18 protein-coding genes are annotated in these 17,502 nt (G+C 66.2%); 8 read left to right on the forward strand and 10 right to left on the reverse strand.

All coding sequences use genetic code 11. The features are described 5' to 3' along the window. Positions 1-201: 201 nt before the first annotated feature. Both N0B15_RS14265 and N0B15_RS14270 read left to right on the forward strand, forming a co-directional pair. A complete protein-coding gene (locus tag N0B15_RS14265; RefSeq protein WP_263020386.1) occupies positions 202-981 on the forward strand; it encodes a helix-turn-helix transcriptional regulator in 780 nt (259 codons plus the stop codon). Between the two features lie 72 nt (positions 982-1,053). Next, positions 1,054-2,940, forward strand: coding sequence for a PINc/VapC family ATPase (locus N0B15_RS14270; protein ID WP_263020387.1), 1,887 nt, complete (start codon positions 1,054-1,056; stop codon positions 2,938-2,940). 195 nt (positions 2,941-3,135) lie between these two features. Here the strand turns inward: N0B15_RS14270 and N0B15_RS14275 are convergent, their stop codons facing one another. From N0B15_RS14275 to N0B15_RS14305, 7 genes are all read right to left on the reverse strand, one after another. Then, positions 3,136-3,522: a MarR family transcriptional regulator gene (locus N0B15_RS14275; protein WP_263020388.1), complete on the reverse strand. Its 387-nt coding sequence runs from the start codon at positions 3,520-3,522 to the stop codon at positions 3,136-3,138. Positions 3,523-4,181: 659 nt separating this feature from the next. After that, positions 4,182-4,592 (reverse strand): hypothetical protein, encoded by a 411-nt coding sequence (locus tag N0B15_RS14280; RefSeq protein WP_263020389.1) that lies wholly within the window; start codon positions 4,590-4,592, stop codon positions 4,182-4,184. A 48-nt stretch (positions 4,593-4,640) separates the two neighbouring features. Continuing rightward, positions 4,641-4,937, reverse strand: coding sequence for a winged helix-turn-helix domain-containing protein (locus N0B15_RS14285; RefSeq protein ID WP_263020390.1), 297 nt, complete (start codon positions 4,935-4,937; stop codon positions 4,641-4,643). 215 nt (positions 4,938-5,152) lie between these two features. Then, positions 5,153-6,274, reverse strand: a complete 1,122-nt coding sequence (locus tag N0B15_RS14290) for a DUF5305 domain-containing protein (protein ID WP_263020391.1) — start codon at positions 6,272-6,274, stop codon at positions 5,153-5,155. A gap of 202 nt (positions 6,275-6,476) precedes the next feature. Next, positions 6,477-7,643 (reverse strand): signal peptidase I, encoded by a 1,167-nt coding sequence (locus N0B15_RS14295; RefSeq protein ID WP_263020392.1) that lies wholly within the window; start codon positions 7,641-7,643, stop codon positions 6,477-6,479. A gap of 144 nt (positions 7,644-7,787) precedes the next feature. Then, positions 7,788-8,957 carry a CARDB domain-containing protein gene (locus N0B15_RS14300; RefSeq protein ID WP_263020393.1) on the reverse strand — a complete coding sequence of 390 codons (1,170 nt, stop codon included), beginning with the start codon at positions 8,955-8,957 and terminating at the stop codon, positions 7,788-7,790. Positions 8,958-9,129: 172 nt separating this feature from the next. Continuing rightward, positions 9,130-9,636, reverse strand: coding sequence for a hypothetical protein (locus tag N0B15_RS14305; RefSeq protein WP_263020394.1), 507 nt, complete (start codon positions 9,634-9,636; stop codon positions 9,130-9,132). Between the two features lie 266 nt (positions 9,637-9,902). Between N0B15_RS14305 and N0B15_RS14310 the strand changes: the two genes are divergently transcribed. The 4 genes from N0B15_RS14310 to N0B15_RS14325 all read left to right on the forward strand — a co-directional run bounded on the left by N0B15_RS14310 (position 9,903) and on the right by N0B15_RS14325 (position 13,975). After that, on the forward strand, positions 9,903-10,475 hold the full coding sequence (locus tag N0B15_RS14310) for a DUF7344 domain-containing protein (protein WP_263020455.1): 573 nt from the start codon (positions 9,903-9,905) through the stop codon (positions 10,473-10,475). A gap of 7 nt (positions 10,476-10,482) precedes the next feature. After that, positions 10,483-11,697 (forward strand): hypothetical protein, encoded by a 1,215-nt coding sequence (locus N0B15_RS14315; protein WP_263020395.1) that lies wholly within the window; start codon positions 10,483-10,485, stop codon positions 11,695-11,697. Positions 11,698-11,811: 114 nt separating this feature from the next. Then, positions 11,812-12,159, forward strand: coding sequence for an EMC6-like membrane protein (locus tag N0B15_RS14320; RefSeq protein WP_263020396.1), 348 nt, complete (start codon positions 11,812-11,814; stop codon positions 12,157-12,159). Position 12,160: 1 nt separating this feature from the next. Further along, positions 12,161-13,975 (forward strand): ribosome biogenesis/translation initiation ATPase RLI, encoded by a 1,815-nt coding sequence (locus N0B15_RS14325; protein ID WP_263020397.1) that lies wholly within the window; start codon positions 12,161-12,163, stop codon positions 13,973-13,975. Between the two features lie 119 nt (positions 13,976-14,094). On the opposite strand, the gene N0B15_RS14330 is transcribed toward N0B15_RS14325, so the two are convergent. From N0B15_RS14330 to N0B15_RS14340, 3 genes are all read right to left on the reverse strand, one after another. After that, positions 14,095-14,661, reverse strand: a complete 567-nt coding sequence (locus N0B15_RS14330) for a DoxX family protein (protein ID WP_263020398.1) — start codon at positions 14,659-14,661, stop codon at positions 14,095-14,097. A 121-nt stretch (positions 14,662-14,782) separates the two neighbouring features. Beyond that, on the reverse strand, positions 14,783-15,517 hold the full coding sequence (locus N0B15_RS14335; RefSeq protein ID WP_263020399.1) for a hypothetical protein: 735 nt from the start codon (positions 15,515-15,517) through the stop codon (positions 14,783-14,785). Positions 15,518-15,602: 85 nt separating this feature from the next. Beyond that, positions 15,603-16,124: an archaemetzincin family Zn-dependent metalloprotease gene (locus tag N0B15_RS14340; RefSeq protein WP_263020400.1), complete on the reverse strand. Its 522-nt coding sequence runs from the start codon at positions 16,122-16,124 to the stop codon at positions 15,603-15,605. A gap of 39 nt (positions 16,125-16,163) precedes the next feature. Between N0B15_RS14340 and N0B15_RS14345 the strand changes: the two genes are divergently transcribed. Further along, positions 16,164-16,562, forward strand: coding sequence for a UPF0146 family protein (locus N0B15_RS14345; protein ID WP_263020401.1), 399 nt, complete (start codon positions 16,164-16,166; stop codon positions 16,560-16,562). 69 nt (positions 16,563-16,631) lie between these two features. After that, entirely contained in the window at positions 16,632-17,501 is an 870-nt protein-coding gene (locus N0B15_RS14350; RefSeq protein ID WP_263020402.1) for a TIGR01548 family HAD-type hydrolase, read from the forward strand. Position 17,502 lies beyond the last annotated feature (1 nt).

A 17,502-nucleotide genomic window follows, 5' to 3' on the forward strand; every position in this document is an offset into this window, starting at 1 on the left:
ACCTTATTCACTGAACTGACGTTCACGTATCGAACACTTTCACTCAGGCGTACACTCCGTGAACATTGGCGTGCCGTCCCGACCGACCGTTCGGGTGTACACGGTCGCCAGCGGCGTCGTCGCCACCGTTTGTGCAAGTCGCCCCTGCCGATTCGTCCGTGTCATCAGAAGTGATAATATCGGCTGGTCTCGAGTATGGGTATGGGATACGAGTGGGGGCGATACTTGCTCTCATCGCCGCATCGGCTCGAGGTGTTACAGGCGCTCGAGCCACCGGGTGCTGACACGCGTGATCTCACCGACTCGCTGTCGATCTCGCGCGTCACCGTCCAGCGCCACCTCAACCGATTCGCCGATGCGGGGTGGATCGAGAAGCGAGCGGGACGGTACGTCCGGACACCCCTCGGCGAGCACGTCTTCCACACGACGATGGACTTTCTCGTTCGGCTCTCGCTGCTCGAGTGCCACGAGATGGTCGTCTCTTCGTTCGCGGGGTTCGACGAGACGTTCGACCCGCTGTTCCTCTCGGACGCGACGGTGTCGGTCGCCACCGAGAGTGCACCACACGGACCGATCAGCCACTACCGGAAGGGGATCACGGCGGCGGAGCCGTCGGTCGTCCACGGAATCATGCCGGTGTTCAGTGAACTGCTGACGGAGGTCCACGCCAGACTGCTCGCCGAGGGCGTCGAGACGGAACTGATCGTCCCGAGACACGTCCTCGAGACTGCTCCGCCGATCGAGGACGTTCCCGACGCGTCCTTCTCGCTGTTCGTCCTCGAGCAGCCGGTCGAGTTCGGACTCACCGTGACCGACACCGCGGTCTTCGTCGGCGGCTACGCAGATCGGACGTTCGTGACCTGCGTCGAGAGCACCGATCCCGACGTCCGTACGTGGGCCTCCTCGCTCTACGAGTCGTACCGGGACCAGGCGACGCAGGTGCCCCTCGAGAACGTCCTCGACTCGTCGACCCGTCGCTGACGCGGCTGGGCGCTCCGTCCCCCGTTCGTCGCGTCCCGCAGCCTTATGCCGACAGGTGCCTAACCGTCCGACATGAACGTCGTGCCGGATACGAGCGTGGTCATCGACGGCCGCGTCTCCGCGGCAATCGAAGGTGACGAGAGTGGTGGTGCGAGCGACGGCTCGCTCGAGGGCGCGACGGTCTGCGTCCCCGAGGCGGTCGTCGCCGAACTCGAGCGACAGGCCAACGACGGTCTCGACAGCGGCTGGGACGGTCTCGGCGAACTCAAACGCTTAGTCGAACTCGCAGACGAGGGACGGATCGACCTCGAGTACGTCGGCGAGCGCCCCGACGCGACCGAGCGCGGCCGGGCCACCGAGGGTGAGATCGACGCGATGATCAGGGACCTCGCCGAGGAACTCGAGGCGACGTTCCTCACGAGCGACGTCGTCCAGGCGGAGGTCGCCGAGGCGAAGGGACTCGACGTCGACTACATCTCGCCGGAGACCCGTCGGGTCGGTACGCTCGCCATCGAGGAGTTCTTCGACGAGGAGACGATGAGCGTCCACCTGAAGACGGACGCCCTCCCGATGGCCAAACGCGGTGCGATCGGTGAGATGCACTACGAACCCATCGCCGAAGAGCCGCTCTCGGAGGCGACGATAGACGAGTACGCTCGCGAGGTCGTCGACGGCGCGCGCGAGGCCAGCGGCGGGTTCATCGAACTCTCAGAGCCGGGGATGAAGATCGTCCAGTTTCGCGACTACCGCATCGCCATCGCCCGGCCGCCCTTTTCGGACGGCATCGAGATCACCGCCGTCAGACCGATCGCCCAGACCGACATCGACGACTACGACCACGCAGACGAGTTGAAAGAGCGGCTGCTCGAGAGCCAGCGCGGCGTCCTCATCTCCGGGTCGCCGGGGGCGGGGAAGTCGACGTTCGCCCAGTCGGTCGCACGATACCTGAACGACAACGACTACGCGGTGAAGACGATGGAGAAGCCGCGTGACCTCCAGGTCGGTCCCGAGATCACCCAGTACACCGCCCTCGGCGGGCAGATGGAGAAGACCGCGGACGCCCTGCTCATGGTCCGTCCCGACTACACTATCTACGACGAGGTCAGGAAGACGAGCGACTTCGAGGTGTTCGCGGACATGCGTCTGGCGGGTGTCGGCATGATCGGCGTCGTCCACGCGACCAGACCGATCGACGCCCTCCAGCGGCTGATCGGCCGGGTCGAACTCGGGATGATCCCGCAGGTCGTCGACACGGTCATCTTCGTCGAGGCCGGCGAGGTCGCGAAGGTCTACGACGTCAAGACCGAGGTGAAGGTCCCGGCGGGACTCACCGAGGAGGACCTCGCCCGGCCGGTGATCCTCGTCACCGAGTTCGAGACCGGGACGCCCGAGTACGAGATCTACACCTTCAACCGCCAGGTCGTCACCGTGCCGCTGCTCGAGGAAGAGGAGACCCGTGAGACCGGCGTCGACCGCATCGCCAAAGGCGAGATCGAACGCGAGATCCGCTCGATCGCCCGCGGCTACGTCGACGTGGATCTGAAGAGCCAGAACCGGGCGGTCGTCTACGTCGACGAAAACGACATCTCGACGGTGATCGGCAAGGGTGGCGGGCGGATCACCGACGTCGAGAACCGCCTCGGGATCGACATCGACGTGCGGACCCACGAGGAGAACCCCCACTACGGCTCGAACGCGTCGGCCGCGGGTGCGAGCGACGGCGGCCAGGCGAAGCCAGCGGGACAGACGGTCACCCCGGAGATCACCTCGAGACACATCATCGTCCCCGTCGACGGCCACCACGGCGAGACCGTCGAGGTCCAGGCCGGCGGCGAGTACCTCTTTACGGCGACGGTGAGCCGTGGCGGCGAGATTCAGGTCTCTCGTGGCAGCGCCATCGCGGACGAACTCGAGCGGGCGATCGATCGGCGGGTTCCGGTCACGGTGACCGGGTCGTAATCTCCGTTGTTGCGTCTTCGTCGACGGTCTGGACGACGGATCGATTAGTCTGGCAATGGGGTCGTGCGCTCCGTGTGGCGACTGCGTTCGGATACGACGCCACACTCACACGTCAGAAACTCCGTCAGAACAACTAGTGCTTTGGCAAGCCTGAACGGATGAGTGAAACCGGATGCGGGTGTCCGGTTTCACTCATCAGCCGACGCTTGGCGGAGTACTAGTCGACGAGGGTTTTTCATCGACGTTACTAATGGCTCCATCTAGTCGGATGAGCGCCTCACTGATCGGGTTTTCTGCGTCGAACCGGTATCGCCGAGGGCTTGTTCCTTCGACGAGTTCGATGATTCCGAGACCAGCGAGAAGGTCGATGTGGCGATTGACGGACTGTCGACTCACGTTCGACATGCGTGCGAGCTCTGTCTGGTTGAACTCCCGGTATGGGGGAAAGTCGAGTAACGCATCGACCATCATACATACGCTGTCGTTCTTCGTGAGAGCTAACCAGCCGGATGGATACGTTTCGCGAAACGGCGTCTCGTCAGTATCGGCTGCCTTCTGGGGTACGTTGTTGCTATTACTCATGGTTGACCACTTCTGACACAGCGGGTGTGCCACATCAGTGTCCGTTCCGTTGGCGGTGGTAGTGGTGGTGGCTACTATCTGTATCTACTATCCCCTGGCATGTTAAACCTATTGGACAAGGGTGTCCTATTGGTGTGACGGCTGTATACTGGGACACACACAACATTTATAAATTTTGGTAATGAATACTGAAACACAGGGAAATTTATATGAATTCTGCTCGAATAACTGACGCGGAGATTAAATGTGAGCTGCTGTGGAAAATCTGTCGACGACATGGATGGAGTACGCCGATAGCACAAGAAGACCTCGTCAATCTTGCGTTAGATCGAACCGAACAGGGGCGCGGGAAGCGCCTCGTCACCGAACTGTTGGACGAGCCATACATGCAGTATCAACGCGGAAGGGGGTATCGCGTCGCGAACAGTCCCGATGCACAGGCCGTTGCCGCGTTTCGGCTGCGTGAGACCTGCCAGTATACGACCCTCCAGATAGAGACGACTTTGTCACGTTTTCAACAGGCAGGGGGATTCGATGCCTACGACTGTGAAGGTGTCTTCGATGACTGTGCACAGTGGTGACGACGACGTAGCGTTCGTCGGACTCACTCGAGCGTTCGCGGCGTGGTGTACGCGTGCTGTGCGCCCCCTCGTTGAGGACTACTCCCCATCAGTGCTGTATATCTCGGTGTTGCGCCACCAGAACAGTCCCCAGGCGAAGAGGAAGCCGCCGACCATCGCGAGGATGTCGGTGATGATCCGCGAGAGGTCGAAGCCGCCGATCATCGCGACGACGGCGGCCGACCCGGTCAGTGCCCCGGCGAGGACGAACACGACGTCACCGACGATGTGGGCTCGAGACTGTTCCCAGTACGGCTGGCGGTGTTCGTCGTACCAGAGACCGACGTAGATGAGAATCGGTGCCATCAGCGTAATGGTGGTGACGACCTCGAACTCCTCGGCGAGACCGCGCGGACGGAGGACGGTGAAGTTGAACATCCCTGCGATAAACGCCGCGGCGATCAGACCGAGCAGTAGCCACCCCCACCGTGGTAGCGTCTCTTTGTCCATGCACAGTTCCGTCAGCGGTAGAAAATAACCCTGGCGCTTCCCCCTCGACTACTCCGCACAGCAGGCGTCTTCTTTCGCCCGCGGTTCGTCGACACCACAGCCGTCTGCGGCGACCGGATCGGTGATCTGGTAGAGACTCTGGCGCGCGTCGGCGAAGTAGATGTCCTCGTCGACGATACCGATGTCCTCGAGGCGCTCGAGCGCGTAGCGTACGGTTCGCGCCGAGAGCATCGACTCCTCGACGATCTGTTTCTGTGTGAGTGGCCCGTCGTACTCGAGTACTTTGAAAACCAGTTTTGCACTCGGAGGCAGGTCCGCCATCGTTTCCCCATCGGTGTCGACCATCGTTACGAATCGAAACGCCCCAGAAGTATAAAAGTTGAGCCTTACGTGACAGTCTCGTAGTACGTTTTCGCCGCTCGAGTGTTACCCGAAGTGTCGAAATCCGACCGGTGAGCGCCTCTCGCGTCCGATTCTGGAAAACGATGGTGGGGAAGGCGTGGCTGAGAGACGGGGACCGATGGACGACGTGAGCGGACGAGTCGGCTCCACAACCGGGTTCAGATCTGGTTCCAGGCGTCCTCGTCGTCGGGGTCGGGGAGGTCGCCGCCGACGGGGGCGGTCTCCTGTGGGCTGGCGGGGTCGACGGCGTCGCGCCGCTCGAGGTCGATGTCGGGCCAGGCGGTCTCCTCCCAGACGCCGCGGTCGCTGTAGTAGTAGACGACGTCGTCGGTGACGACGGCGAACAGACCGCGCTGGCGGTCGTGGACGACGCGCTCGCTGGTGTCGATGGCGACGTCGACGACGTCCTCGAGCGTGTCGAGGGCGATGTGGTGGTCGCCGATCCACATCGGGATCGTCCCGTGAGAGATCCACTCGGCGTAGCGGCGCTCGTGGACGGCGCGGCGGGCGGTGGCGACGTCGACTTCGGGGCGCAGCGAGACGAACGCGCCGACGGCGAAGGCGGCGACACTCAGGAAGGCGAGTCCGACGACGAGCGTCGAACTCGGCGTCTCGGTCACCTCGACCTCGGTGTAGACCGGCTTCGAATCCCGGTCGTACAGCTCGCCGTCGAACCAGTAGGCGACGTCGCTCAGGCCGACCTCACTCGAGAGGTGGCGTTCGTCGGCGTTCGCACCGGTGTCGTAGGAAGCGGTCACGTCGAGCCAGAGGCTGACGGTTCCGACGCCTGCGAGTTCGTCCTCGAGTTCGGCGAGGCGCTCGGCGAGGTCGCGTACGTCGAGGGTGACGGCCGTGCTCGCCACGCCGTCTTCGGCGGCGACACTGGTGTTGACGACCTCGTCGGTCTCGTCCCAGAACGCCTGCCCGTCGTGTTCGGCGGTGTATCTGACGGTCACCACGTGGGAGACGCTCGTCTCGTCGCTCGGCACGCTGGTCTGTGTCTCGAGGGTCACGTCGGGGGTGTCGTTGAGCGTGTAGATCGAGCGCTCTTCGAGGACGGCGTCACGCTCCCAGAGACCGTCCTGGACGACGACGGCGCTCGTCAGCACCTCGGTCTCGACGACCTCCGTGCCGGTCTCCTGGTTGATCGTCGTCGTCGTGGGCGTGGCGAGCACCCAGCCGGTCGCGACGAGCGAGAGGATGCCGATCGCGATCGCGGCGATCACGAGCGAGCGGCCGTACTTCGCGACCGCCAGATCGACCCGCGGGTTGTCGATCACGGCTCCCCTCCGTCGGTGAGGCGGTCGCTCATCGGCCGCCTCCGGACTCGGTCTCGACTCGCAGGCGTTCGCCCGGGTCGCCTCTCACCGTCGCCGCGTTGTCCCGTTCCGACACGGCGAGCGGTCCCCACTGACGCATGTCGAGTAGGGTCAGACGCGCGAACCGTATAATCGTACTTGTTTATTACAGATGTGTTCACGACTATCGCCTCCTCCTGAGTTTGCGCTCGAGTCGCGTTCGCAGCGGGACGTGATCGCCCGGCCGTCTGATCCGGAAGTCCCCGGCACCGAAGAGGAGGACGACCAGGCCGACGGCCACGGTGACGATCACGGCGTTGACGGCGGCGAGTGCGAGCAGCGGGTGAACGCCGTGGAGCGCCGCGAGCACCGACGGCGGCAGAACCAGCAGGTAGCGGTGTTCGCCCACGTAGCGCACCGTCTCCCCCGGCTGTTCGGGTGCGGCGAGCGAGAGCGTCGTCTCGCCGGTCGCGCGCGCGCCGACGGTGAGTCGGTCGGGCGTCGCCTCGACGCCCGGACTCTCGGCCTCGAAGAGGGTGACCACCGGGACGTACCCCGCGTTGTCGACCGTGTGGGCGACCGTCGCCGTCTCGCCCGGAGCGACGATCTGTGGGTCGCCCGTGGCCGCCTCGCTCGCGCCGACACCGTAGCCGACCACGCCGGAGGGGACGACCATCGCGGCGGTCGCGAGCGTCACGAGGACGAGCAAGACCAGTCCGACCGCCACCCAGAACGCCAGTACGCGCTCGCGGACCGTCGATCGCTTCACGTCCCGTCTCGTCCCCGTCCCCTCGAGCAGCATCGCGAGACCGAGTAGGGCCACGCCGACGCCGACGAGCAGCGCGCCGACGCTCTCGCCGCCGAGGGCGATCGGTGCGCCGACGGCGGCCGCTGCGACGCCGACCGCCCGTTCGGCACCCGTCTGGACGCCCATCACGGCGGTACCGAGGTGGGGGATCGTCACCACGCGGTCGCCGATCTGGAGGGCGCTCGCGACGATCTGGCCGTCGCGCACCGGTGGCTCGCCGCCGTCCTGGTCGGTGAACGGGTTCGCGTCGCCTCTCGTGACGTAGCCCTCGTCGGTGACGTCGACCACGCGGTGGGTGGTGAGACCGCCGTCGTGGAGGTGGGTCGCCTCGAAGACGACGACGTCGCCGGGTTCGGGGTCGCCGGTGAGCGCACTCGGCACCGCGACGAAGCCGTCACCTGTGCCGATGGTCGGCTCCATGCTCCCGCTCGTGACGTAGCCGAGCAATACTGGCTGCCCGAGGAGGTGGCCGACGACGAGCGAGAGGACGACGAGTGCGACGCACGCGAGGAGCACGCGCTCCCCGAGTTTACTCGCGTTCATCCCGCCTCCGGCGCTGGTGGTCGTCCATCCGTTCACACGGCGGCGTTCGCGCGCTGCGTCGCCGCCAGTCTCGTACGTGGTGGCGACTCGACGCGAAAATAAGGCTTCTGGCCGTCCGTGTCTCGTGTGTGTTCGAGTCCATCGTCAGTCCCGTTTCGACCGCCACCACGGTGCCCAGAGGTCGACTCGTCGTCTGGCGGTCGCGAGCGTGAGCACGACGGCGACGGCGAGCGGGAGCGCGACGGCGGCGGCCGTCTGGCTCTGCAGGTGGGTACTGCCGAGCACCACGCTGCGTGCGCTCGCGACGGAGACCGATCCCGGCCCGACGGCGACGCCGTCGACCGTGATCGCGTACGTGCCCGTCTCCTCGAAACGCCACTCGAAGCGCACCGTCGCCTGCTCGCCCGGCTCGAGGTCGACCCGTTTCGTCTCGACGACGGCGTCGCCGACGCCGAACTCGGCCGTCTTCGACCCCGCCACCTCGCCGCGGTTCTCGTAGGTTCCGGTGACCACCAGCGTCTCACCCACTCGAAGCGACTCCGGCTCGAGCGTCGTCTCCGTGAGCACGATGTCGGCTGCCGGCCCGTCGGGGCGTGTGACGTTCACCGTCGTCTCGCGCCCGCCGATCCCGACCTCGAACCTGCCCGGGGTCTCCATCAGCCGTTCGAAGCGAACCGTCTCGCGCTCGCCGGGACCGACCCGGACGCGCTCGCGGTCGACGGCGACGCCGTCGACGCGCAGGGTCGCGATGGCGAGTCCGCTCGCCTCGCCGCGGTTGACGTAGGTCGCGCTCGCGACGATCGACTCCCCGGTCTCGAGTTCGGTCGGCGAGACGCCGACGCTCGTCAGCGAGACGGCCGAGCGCTTCGGTTCGTCCGGGAGCGCCGGCGTCTGTGAGACGTGTATCCGCACCGTGTCGTGTACGCTCGAGGTGACGCGGGTGTCGACCGAGACGCCGACCGTCACGGTCTCGCCCACCGCCGGGGTGAGCGGGTTCGCGGTGTCGACCACTCGAGTCCGGTCGCCGTCGGCGTAGAACGTCAGGCCGTCGAGGTCGCTCTCGATCCAGACGCCGTCGACCGACGCGTCGGTGACGGTGAGTTCGAACACTACATCGACGTCGGTCACCGCGCGCTTCGAGAGCCGGTCGAAGTCGAGCGTGAGCGTGCCGCCGTCGGTCGAGGCGTACTCACTGCTCGCGGTGAGTGACACGTGCGGCGTGTCGTCGACGTCGGTGCCCCCGGCGACCGTCGGCGACGCGAGTGCGACGACGACGAGCGTGAGGGCGACGGCCAGGAGTGTGCGGTGATGCATCTGGTATCTGCGGTCCGTGACAGGGGGTCTCGACGGCGTGACAGGCGACGTCGAGACCTTCGAGCGTGTGACGCACCTCGCATACGGGTGTACGCAATGCGTAGGCGAGTGTGCGCGAGTGCGCGTGCGGGTGTACGCTGTGTGTTACGTCGGTGGTCAGTTCGAGTCGCGATCAGGGAGTCGGCGTCGCGGTGATGCGCAACTCGACGTCGAACTCGTCGGCGACCGTCGAGGTCTCGACGAGGATGTCGATGTCTTCTTCGGACTCGTTGCTGCCGAGCGTGATCGAGTCGAACTCGCCGCTCGAGCCGACGAACGTCAGCTCGAAATCCGTGACCGCGCTGCCGTCGCTCTCGACGAGTTCGAAGCTGATGTCGAGTGACTCGCCGGCGTTGTTCTCGAGCGTGAACGCGTCGGTAATCGTCACCGTCGCGTCGACGTTGATGTCACCGAGGCTCGCCAGATCGATCTCGAACACGCCGTCGCTGTCGGTCCTGACGTACGCGGAGTCTCCGTTCGGCACGAGTCCGATGAGTGCCCCCGCGTCGTCCTCCTCGACGTGGACCGTCACCGACCGTTCCGCGGTCACGCTACTGAACGCTCCCGACCCGAGCGCCGCCCCGCCGCCGAGTACGATCGTTCCCATCCCCACCAGTACGTTTCTTCGGTTTAATTTCATGTTTTCTCTCTCGTACCAACCCTGGAATCATCAGTGAGATTACTGAGTCGGTCTCCATCCTCCCATTAGGAGTCACCCACCATTGTATTACGCAGCCAGAAGACTGTCATGGAAGCCTGGAAATCCTTCAAGACGGCCTTGATCGGCGGAATTCGACGGTCTCTGCCCGTCACTTCGATTCATGTCTGAAAGAAACTACGTCGACACTGAAAAGTAACAAGTGTTATGTATCAACGTCGCGTTCTTTCCACGTGGGTGGATCATCGATGACGGCCGAACTCGAGGGGGAACGACCACCCGGTGGGGGACCGGGTGGCGACAGTCGACCGGAACGGGGGGAAATTTTCGACCTGCTGAGTAACCACCGTCGCCGCTACACGATCCACTACTGCAAACGCGAAGGCGACCCGGTCGCCCTGGGTGACCTCGCCGAACACGTCGCCGCCTGGGAACTCGAGAAGGAGGTCTCGGAACTCACCTCCGCCGAGCGAAAACGCGTCTACACCGCGCTCCAGCAGACACACCTCCCGACGCTCGAGCGCGCGAACATGGTCGTCTTCGACGACCGGACGGTCGCGTTGACCGACCGCGCGGCCGAACTCGAGGTCTACCTCGACATCGTCCCCGGCGACTCGATTCCGTGGGGTCTCTACTACCTGGGACTCTCCGCGCTCGGCTTACTCGCGCTGGGCGGCGTCGCGAGCGGCGTCATCCCGACCGATCCGGTCCCCGCGCTCGCCTGGGCGGCGGGCGTCCTCGGGGTCGTGTTCGTCTCGGCGCTCGTCCACGCCGTAGAGGGCCGTCGGAACCGCCTCGGCACGGCAGACCGACCGCACTGATCCGACCATGTCCACGCTCAGAACGCTCGCGGTACTGTCGATCGTCGCCGGAGCGGTGTTGCTGGCCGGCCCGGCGTTCGGCTTCGCGTCGTTCGCGGCCGACCGTGGCGTGATTCTCGGCGTCGCCGACAACGCGGAGGCGACGGTCGCCATCGAACCCCACGACGTCGTCGTCGACGACACCGACACGGCCGTCGCGACGATCACCAACAACGCCGACGTGGCGCTCACGCTCGAGACCACGGCCGACGTCGGCGAGGGTCTCACCGTCACCAGCGGCTTCGACGGGACGCTCGAACCCGGCGAGATGGCGACGATCGCGCTCGGCTGTGACGCCTCGAGCGGGCAGGGACCAGTCGGGGTCGACCTGACGGTCTCGGCGAGCGGCCCGGGGGTCTCGCTGACGGGCATCGCGGAGTCGTTCACGGTCGAACGCGACTGTGCCGGTCCCGGCGGCGGCTTCGGTCTCGTCTACATCAGCGACGTCTCCGGGTTCGTCGCCCCGAGCGAGGAACGCCAGGAGATCCGCTTCCGGTTCGACGAGCAGATTCAGACCTGGGACACCGTCGAGATCGACCTGAGCGAGGCCCGCGACAACGGCGTCAACTACGACGGCGTCTTCGGCGACGGCGGCGACATCGTGATCGAACAGGGCGCAGGCGCGGTCTGGACCAGCGGTGACAGCATCGTCTACCAGGTGACCGACGCGGACGACCTCACGCAGGACATCGTCCTCTCGCTCGGCAGCTACGCGACCGACGGTAACAGCGAGCCGTTCGACGTGACGTTCACCCGGACGGACACCGGCGAGTCGGTCGTCACCCAGTTCGAGATCGACGGCGACGACGGTGCCGACGCGGCGTTCCTCGACGCCTGGGCGGCCGACCTCTCGAGTACGGACGGCCGCCAGTCGTTCGGCTTCACCCCCGGCGCGAAGGTCGCCTCCTGGGACGAGGTCCGGATCGACCTCGGCGGCCCGCTCGGCGAGGACGTCGCTTACGGCTGGGACGCCCGACTCGAGGAGGGACCGCGAAGCGACGACTCGGTCTGGCGCTCGGGCGAGACGCTCGTCTACCAGTCGAGTCCCGCAGACCGGGCCGGCGAAGCGGTGGTCGTCTCGCTCGACGTCGACGCGACGAACGCCGACCCCGGCACCTACACGGTGACGTTCACCCGGACGGACACCGGCGACCAGGAGACGGTGACGTTCACGCTCGAGTGAGCGGCCGTTTTTCGCCTCCGAAAACCGCACTCGACGGCCCGGCCGCTACCCCCGCAGACGCGCGCTCGCGGAGAACCCGAACGCCTTTTGACCGTCGCCCGCGGAGGTCGCACCATGGCGACCGAATCGATCAGCGACCGACGCGAACACGTCCGCTCGATCGGCGTGACCGCGGTGGCTGCCCTCCTCGGCGTCGGGGCGGCCATCGCCTCGATGCTGATCATTGGCGATCCGGCCGCGGCGGCCGATCCCGCGCAGGCGGCCGACGAGTACGCGACGGACATCAGGGCGCTGTTGATCGTCATCGCGGTGATCGCGATCCAGTTTCCCCTGCTCAAAGCCTCGCGGATCTACCACGAGGACGAGTTCGGCATCAAACACTACCTGTTCATCACGTTCATGACCTTCTCGTTCTGGTTCGTGACGTGGGGGGTCCTGCTCACCTCGAGGGCGATCGCCTGATATGGCCGACGACAGCATCGCCGTCGTCGACTTAGATCGCTGTTCACCGGACCGGTGCAACTACGAGTGTAAGAACTACTGCCCGCCGAACCGGACCGGCAAGGAGTGTATCACCCTCCGCGGCGAGGAGGCGGTCGACGGCCAGCCGGAACAGGTCCGCATCTCCGAAGAGATCTGTCTGGGCGAGACCTGCGGGATCTGCGTCGTGAAGTGTCCGTTCGACGCGATCGAGATCATCAACCTCCCGCAGGAACTCACCGACGACCCCACCCACCGCTACGGCGAGAACGCCTTCTCGCTCTACGGTCTCCCCGCCCCACAGGACGGCCAGGTGACCGGCATCCTCGGCCCGAACGGCATCGGGAAGACGACCGCCGTCCACATCCTGGCGAGCGAACTCGAGCCGAACCTCGGCCGGTACGACGACGCCCCCGGCTGGGACGAGGTCCTGGACGCCTACCGCGGCACCGAACTCCAGGACTACCTCGAGGAGGTCCGCGACGGCGCGGTCACCGTCTCGCGTAAACCCCAGTACGTCGACCAGATTCCGAAGCAGTTCGACGGCCGGACGCGCGACCTCCTCGACGGGACCGACGAGCGCGGCGCACTCGCGGACCTCGTCGACCGGCTCTCGATCGGTCCCGTGATGGACCAGTCGATCGACGACCTCTCCGGCGGGGAACTCCAGCGCGTCGCGCTGGCGGCGACGCTCGCCCGTGACACCGACTTCTACTTCTTAGACGAGATCACCCCCTACCTCGACATCGGCCAGCGCGTCACCGCGGCGCGCCTCATCCGCGAACTCGCCGACGACCACGACCGCACGGTGCTCGTCGTCGAACACGACCTCGCCGTCCTCGACTTGCTCGCCGACACCCTCAACGTCGCCTACGGTGAGCCGGGTGCCTACGGTGTCGTGACGACGCCGAAGTCGGTCAGAAACGGCATCAACGAGTACCTCGCGGGCTACCTCGAGAACGAGAACATGCGGATCCGGCCGAACCCGATCGAGTTCGAAGAACACGCCCCGCGGGCGACCGCCAGCGGCGACGTCCTAGTCGAGTACCCGGACCTCGAGAAGTCCTACGGCGACGGCGAGTTCTCGCTCACCGTCGACGGCGGCGAGATCCGACGCAACGAAGTGCTCGGCGTCGTCGGCCCGAACGGCATCGGGAAGTCGACGTTCGCGAAACTGCTCACCGGCGCGCTCGAACCCGACGCGGGCGACGCCGACCTCGCGCTCGAGATCTCGTACAAACCCCAGTACGTCACCATCGACCAGCACATGCGCGTCGACGTCTTCCTCTCCTCGATCACCGATCAGTTCGGCTCCTCGTACTGGACGACCGAGATCGCCGGCCCGCTCCAGCTCGAGCGGATCATGGAGCAGAACCTCTCGGATCTCTCCGGCGGGGAGCGCCAGCGCGTCGCCATCGCGGCCTGTCTCTCCGATACCGCCGACCTCTACGTTCTCGACGAGCCGTCGGCCCACCTCGACGTCGAACAGCGCGTGCTCGCGACCCGGGCCATCCGGCGCTACGCCGAACAGCAGGACGCGACGGTGCTCGTCATCGACCACGACATCTACATGATCGACCTCCTCGCCGACCGCCTGATGGTCTTCGACGGCGAACCCGCCGAACGCGGCCACGCCGGGACGCCCCAGGAGATGCGCGAGGGGATGAACGACTTCCTCTCGAACCTCGACATCACCTTCCGCCGGGACGAGCGCACCGCCCGCCCCCGGATCAACAAGCCCGACTCACAGCTCGACACGAAACAGAAGCGTGCGGGCGAGTACTACTACGCGCCTTGACGCTCTCGTCTCCGTTACTCCTCCTCTGAGTTCTCGTCTCCGTTACTACATCCTGACGTTTTCGCATCCGTTCGTCCAAAAGAGCCGCTTCGATTCCTCCCAACGGGGGCGACTCTCCCTCAGCCCATGAGGTAGCGCAGCGCCGGGAACCGCTCGAGCAGCGTCTGGCCGCCGACCTCGAGACGCTCGAGGTAGCGGTCCGCACCGAGGATTCGCCCCGCGCCGATGGCCGCCAGCGCCAGGAAGACGACGGCGTAGATCAGCGTCGAGTCGAACAGCGCCAGCAGCTGTCCCTCCCACCCGCCGAGGTAGAAGGCGAACATCTGGAGCGCCCCGCCGAGGGCTGCCAGGCGGACGAAGCCGCCGACGAGCAGCGCGACGCCGATCAGCACCTGCGTGACCGGGATCGTGACGTTGATGATCTCGAGCAGCGCGGCGTTGCCAGCCATCGCGGCGTAGAGCCCGCTGACCGGGCTCGCGGCGTCGACGCCGTGGACCAGGTAGCCGGTGGCGTCGAAGCCCTCTCCGCTCACGAACGCGAACTTTCCGAGTCCGGCGAACAGCATCATCCCGCCCATCACGACCCGGAGCACGACGACGAACCACGCCGTCAGCGCGTGTGGGTCTCCTTCCAGCGTGATTCCCGCGTATCGGCTCTCGAGTCTGTTTTGTGTGGTCGTCGACATTGTCATCCCCTTACAAATACTCGTTGGGTGGACACCCCCAAGAACCGTCACGACGGCTCCCAGCCCTCGAGAATCGTGTTGCTATCGGTGAGGACACGCCGTGAGAATTCTCGCTCGGCGGTCAGTACTCGAGGCGCGTCGCGAGTGCGTAGAGACCGACCAGCACGAGGACCAGCCCCGGAAGCGCGTAGGCGAGCACCGCACTCGAGAGCACGACTCCGCCCGTCACGCCGACGATCGCCCCGACGACGGCGGCCACCACGCCGAGGAGAACTGCCCCCGTGCCGAGCGTCGCCACCGTCTCGGTCGAGAGTCCCTCCGGCGGCGGGTCGGGGCGTTCGAGCGGGTCGACCAGCCGCCACTGCGGTGTCCGCTCGGGTTCGTAGCCGACGTAGGGACCGAGCGACTCGAGCAGGTCCTCCCAGCCGAGCGCCTCGAGCCACGAGGCTGCCTCCTCTTCGCGGTCCGCTCGCGTCACGTAGACCGGTTCGCCGACGAGGTGGCCGACCGAGGCGGCGTCGTAGCCGACGTCCTCGACGATTCGGGCGAAGAGGTACTCCGACGACCACGGAATCGGCTTCTCGAGCGTGAAGGTGACGAGCGCGTCGTGTGGCAGGCGCACCTCGAGTTCGACCGTCGACTCGTCGAGCGAGGTGAGTCCGCTGACGCGGCCCTCGACGTAGCCCTCCGGCGTCGTCAGCAGGTCGATGCGGCCGAGTTCGTCCTCGAGTGCGCGCTCGGCGGCGTCGTCATCCACGTACGGTGACCCCATCGGTGCTCGCTCGTGGCGCTCGCTCGCCTCGTCGCGGTCGGTCTCGACCTCGATTTCGATCTCGTCGTCGCGGTCACGACTCACAGCGGTCGTAAGGCCCGAAGGAATAAGTCGCTGTCCCAGCCGCCTCACTGGATGGGTGGGTGGCCATCGAGACGCGGTGGTCGTCTCAGCCGATGAGGCGCTGACAGCTTCCGCAGAGGTTCTCCTCTTTGATGTCGACCTCGCGGACGGTCGGCGAGAAGTTCATCACACAGCGGTTGTTGTCACAGTGTTCCAGCCCGTAGGTGTGGCCGATCTCGTGGACGATCTCCTTTCTGACCCGGTCTTCGAAGATTTCCGAGGCGCTCTTCTTCGAGAAGCCGCCGTCGGAGGAGGTCTGGAGACGGTAGGTCGAGACGACGCTGCCGCTGCCGTCGAGGTAGGCGAGACCGAAGACGTAGTTTCGCCGCCGGTAGAACAGATCGAGGGGCGTGATCGCGATGTTCTTATCGCCCCGGCCGACGCGCTCTGCGAGCTGGATAAAGTTCTCCGCACAGTACTGGTTCCGTCCGGTGTCGTACGCGCCGTTTGGCACCGACTGGGCGTCGTTGACCGTGACGTCACAGTCGTAGACCGACCGCAGCGCCGAGGAGGCCTCCCGCTTGACCGCTGCGGGAACGTTGCCGACCGGCACGATGTCGACGAGCATGACAACCGCTATGACGGCCCCGAGCATAAACGTCCCGCCGTGGCACACGCTCCGCACACCGACGCCCTCTGTGACTCCCTCGAGCGCTACGCCCGTCTCGTCGAGGTCGGAATCGGTCGCCGTACCGACGTCGCCGAGGCGCTGGTGGCTCGCGGTGCGTCCGTCACCGCGACCGACGTCCACCAGCGCGCCGTCCCCGAGGGCGTCACGTTCGTCCGCGACGACGTCGTCGACCCCCGACTCTCGATCTACCGCGACGCCGACGCCATCTACGCACTCAACCTCCCACCGGAACTCCACCGGCCGACGCTCGACCTCGCCCGCCGGGTCGACGCCGACTTCGTCTTCACGACCCTCGGCGGCGACGAACCCACCGTCCCGGTCGAGCGCGTGACGATCCCCGGCGATACGCTCTACGTCGCTCGAGACGCCCCCTGACTCGTCTCGGCCGTCAGCACGCTGGCCCAAGTCGACACGCCCAAAGCCTCGGCCGCCCTCGAGTCGGCTATGAACGCAGACGCCGTCGTCCTCGACATCGATGGGGTGCTCGTCGACGTCGCCGACTCCTACCGGCGCGCCATCGTCGAGTCCGTCGAGACCGTCTACGAGCGGACGATCAGGAAGGAAGACATCCAGCTGTTCAAAGACGCTGGTGGGTTCAACAACGACTGGAAACTCACCTACGCGGCGGCGCTCTACGTGCTCGCGACCGGTGAGGGCTACCGCGGCTCACTCGAGACGTTCACCGACGCCATCGCCGCCCACGGCGGTGGACTCGAGGCCGCCGAGACGGCCGTCCGCGAGGAGATCGGTGCGCGCGCGACCCAGCGCGTCCGCGAGCGCTGGGATCGCGAGCGCCTCCGCGACGTCTTCCAGCAGCGGTACCTCGGCGCGGAGCTCTATCGCGCACTCGAGGGGGGCGAACCCGAGGAGGAGACGCGCGGGTTCATCCACGACGAACCGCCCATTCTCGCCTCCGAGACCGTCGCGTTCCTCTCCGACTACGACGTCGGCGTCGTGACCGGCCGCCCGCGGGCCGAGGCCGAAATCGCCCTCGAGCGCGTCGGGCTCGAGATTCCGGCCGACCACCGCTTCACGATGGACGACTGGGCGGAGGGCAAACCCCACCCGAAGGCGCTGGTGACGCTCGCCGAGCGCTTCTCGGCGTCGTCGGTCGTCTTCGTCGGCGACACCCTCGACGACGTGCGGACGGCTCGCAACGCGAGCGAGACCGACCCCGACCGGACGTACCACGGCGTCGGCGTCCTCACCGGCGGACTCACCGGCGAGGCGGGTCGGGAAACCTACGAGGCCGCGGGCGCGGCGGCGGTCCTCGAGTCGGTCAACGACCTGCCCGCGCTCCTCGAGCGGGCGTAGG

Origin of the sequence: Natronobiforma cellulositropha (genome assembly GCF_025629245.1) — an archaeon.
Taxonomy (GTDB): Archaea; Halobacteriota; Halobacteria; order Halobacteriales; family Natrialbaceae; genus Natronobiforma; species Natronobiforma cellulositropha.

What these genes read in the sequence shown, in the direction of transcription:
- N0B15_RS14275 (WP_263020388.1), bottom strand. Translation starts at nt 3,522, where the DNA reads ATGAGTAATAGCAACAACGTACCCCAGAAGGCAGCCGATACTGACGAG.
- N0B15_RS14330 (WP_263020398.1), bottom strand. Translation starts at nt 14,661, where the DNA reads ATGTCGACGACCACACAAAACAGACTCGAGAGCCGATACGCGGGAATC.
- N0B15_RS14325 (WP_263020397.1), top strand. Translation starts at nt 12,161, where the DNA reads ATGGCCGACGACAGCATCGCCGTCGTCGACTTAGATCGCTGTTCACCG.
- N0B15_RS14305 (WP_263020394.1), bottom strand. Translation starts at nt 9,636, where the DNA reads ATGAAATTAAACCGAAGAAACGTACTGGTGGGGATGGGAACGATCGTA.
- N0B15_RS14350 (WP_263020402.1), top strand. Translation starts at nt 16,632, where the DNA reads ATGAACGCAGACGCCGTCGTCCTCGACATCGATGGGGTGCTCGTCGAC.
- N0B15_RS14270 (WP_263020387.1), top strand. Translation starts at nt 1,054, where the DNA reads ATGAACGTCGTGCCGGATACGAGCGTGGTCATCGACGGCCGCGTCTCC.
- N0B15_RS14340 (WP_263020400.1), bottom strand. Translation starts at nt 16,124, where the DNA reads ATGCTCGTCGACATCGTGCCGGTCGGCAACGTTCCCGCAGCGGTCAAG.
- N0B15_RS14280 (WP_263020389.1), bottom strand. Translation starts at nt 4,592, where the DNA reads ATGGACAAAGAGACGCTACCACGGTGGGGGTGGCTACTGCTCGGTCTG.
- N0B15_RS14310 (WP_263020455.1), top strand. Translation starts at nt 9,903, where the DNA reads ATGACGGCCGAACTCGAGGGGGAACGACCACCCGGTGGGGGACCGGGT.
- N0B15_RS14315 (WP_263020395.1), top strand. Translation starts at nt 10,483, where the DNA reads ATGTCCACGCTCAGAACGCTCGCGGTACTGTCGATCGTCGCCGGAGCG.
- N0B15_RS14285 (WP_263020390.1), bottom strand. Translation starts at nt 4,937, where the DNA reads ATGGTCGACACCGATGGGGAAACGATGGCGGACCTGCCTCCGAGTGCA.
- N0B15_RS14300 (WP_263020393.1), bottom strand. Translation starts at nt 8,957, where the DNA reads ATGCATCACCGCACACTCCTGGCCGTCGCCCTCACGCTCGTCGTCGTC.
- N0B15_RS14320 (WP_263020396.1), top strand. Translation starts at nt 11,812, where the DNA reads ATGGCGACCGAATCGATCAGCGACCGACGCGAACACGTCCGCTCGATC.
- N0B15_RS14265 (WP_263020386.1), top strand. Translation starts at nt 202, where the DNA reads ATGGGATACGAGTGGGGGCGATACTTGCTCTCATCGCCGCATCGGCTC.
- N0B15_RS14295 (WP_263020392.1), bottom strand. Translation starts at nt 7,643, where the DNA reads ATGAACGCGAGTAAACTCGGGGAGCGCGTGCTCCTCGCGTGCGTCGCA.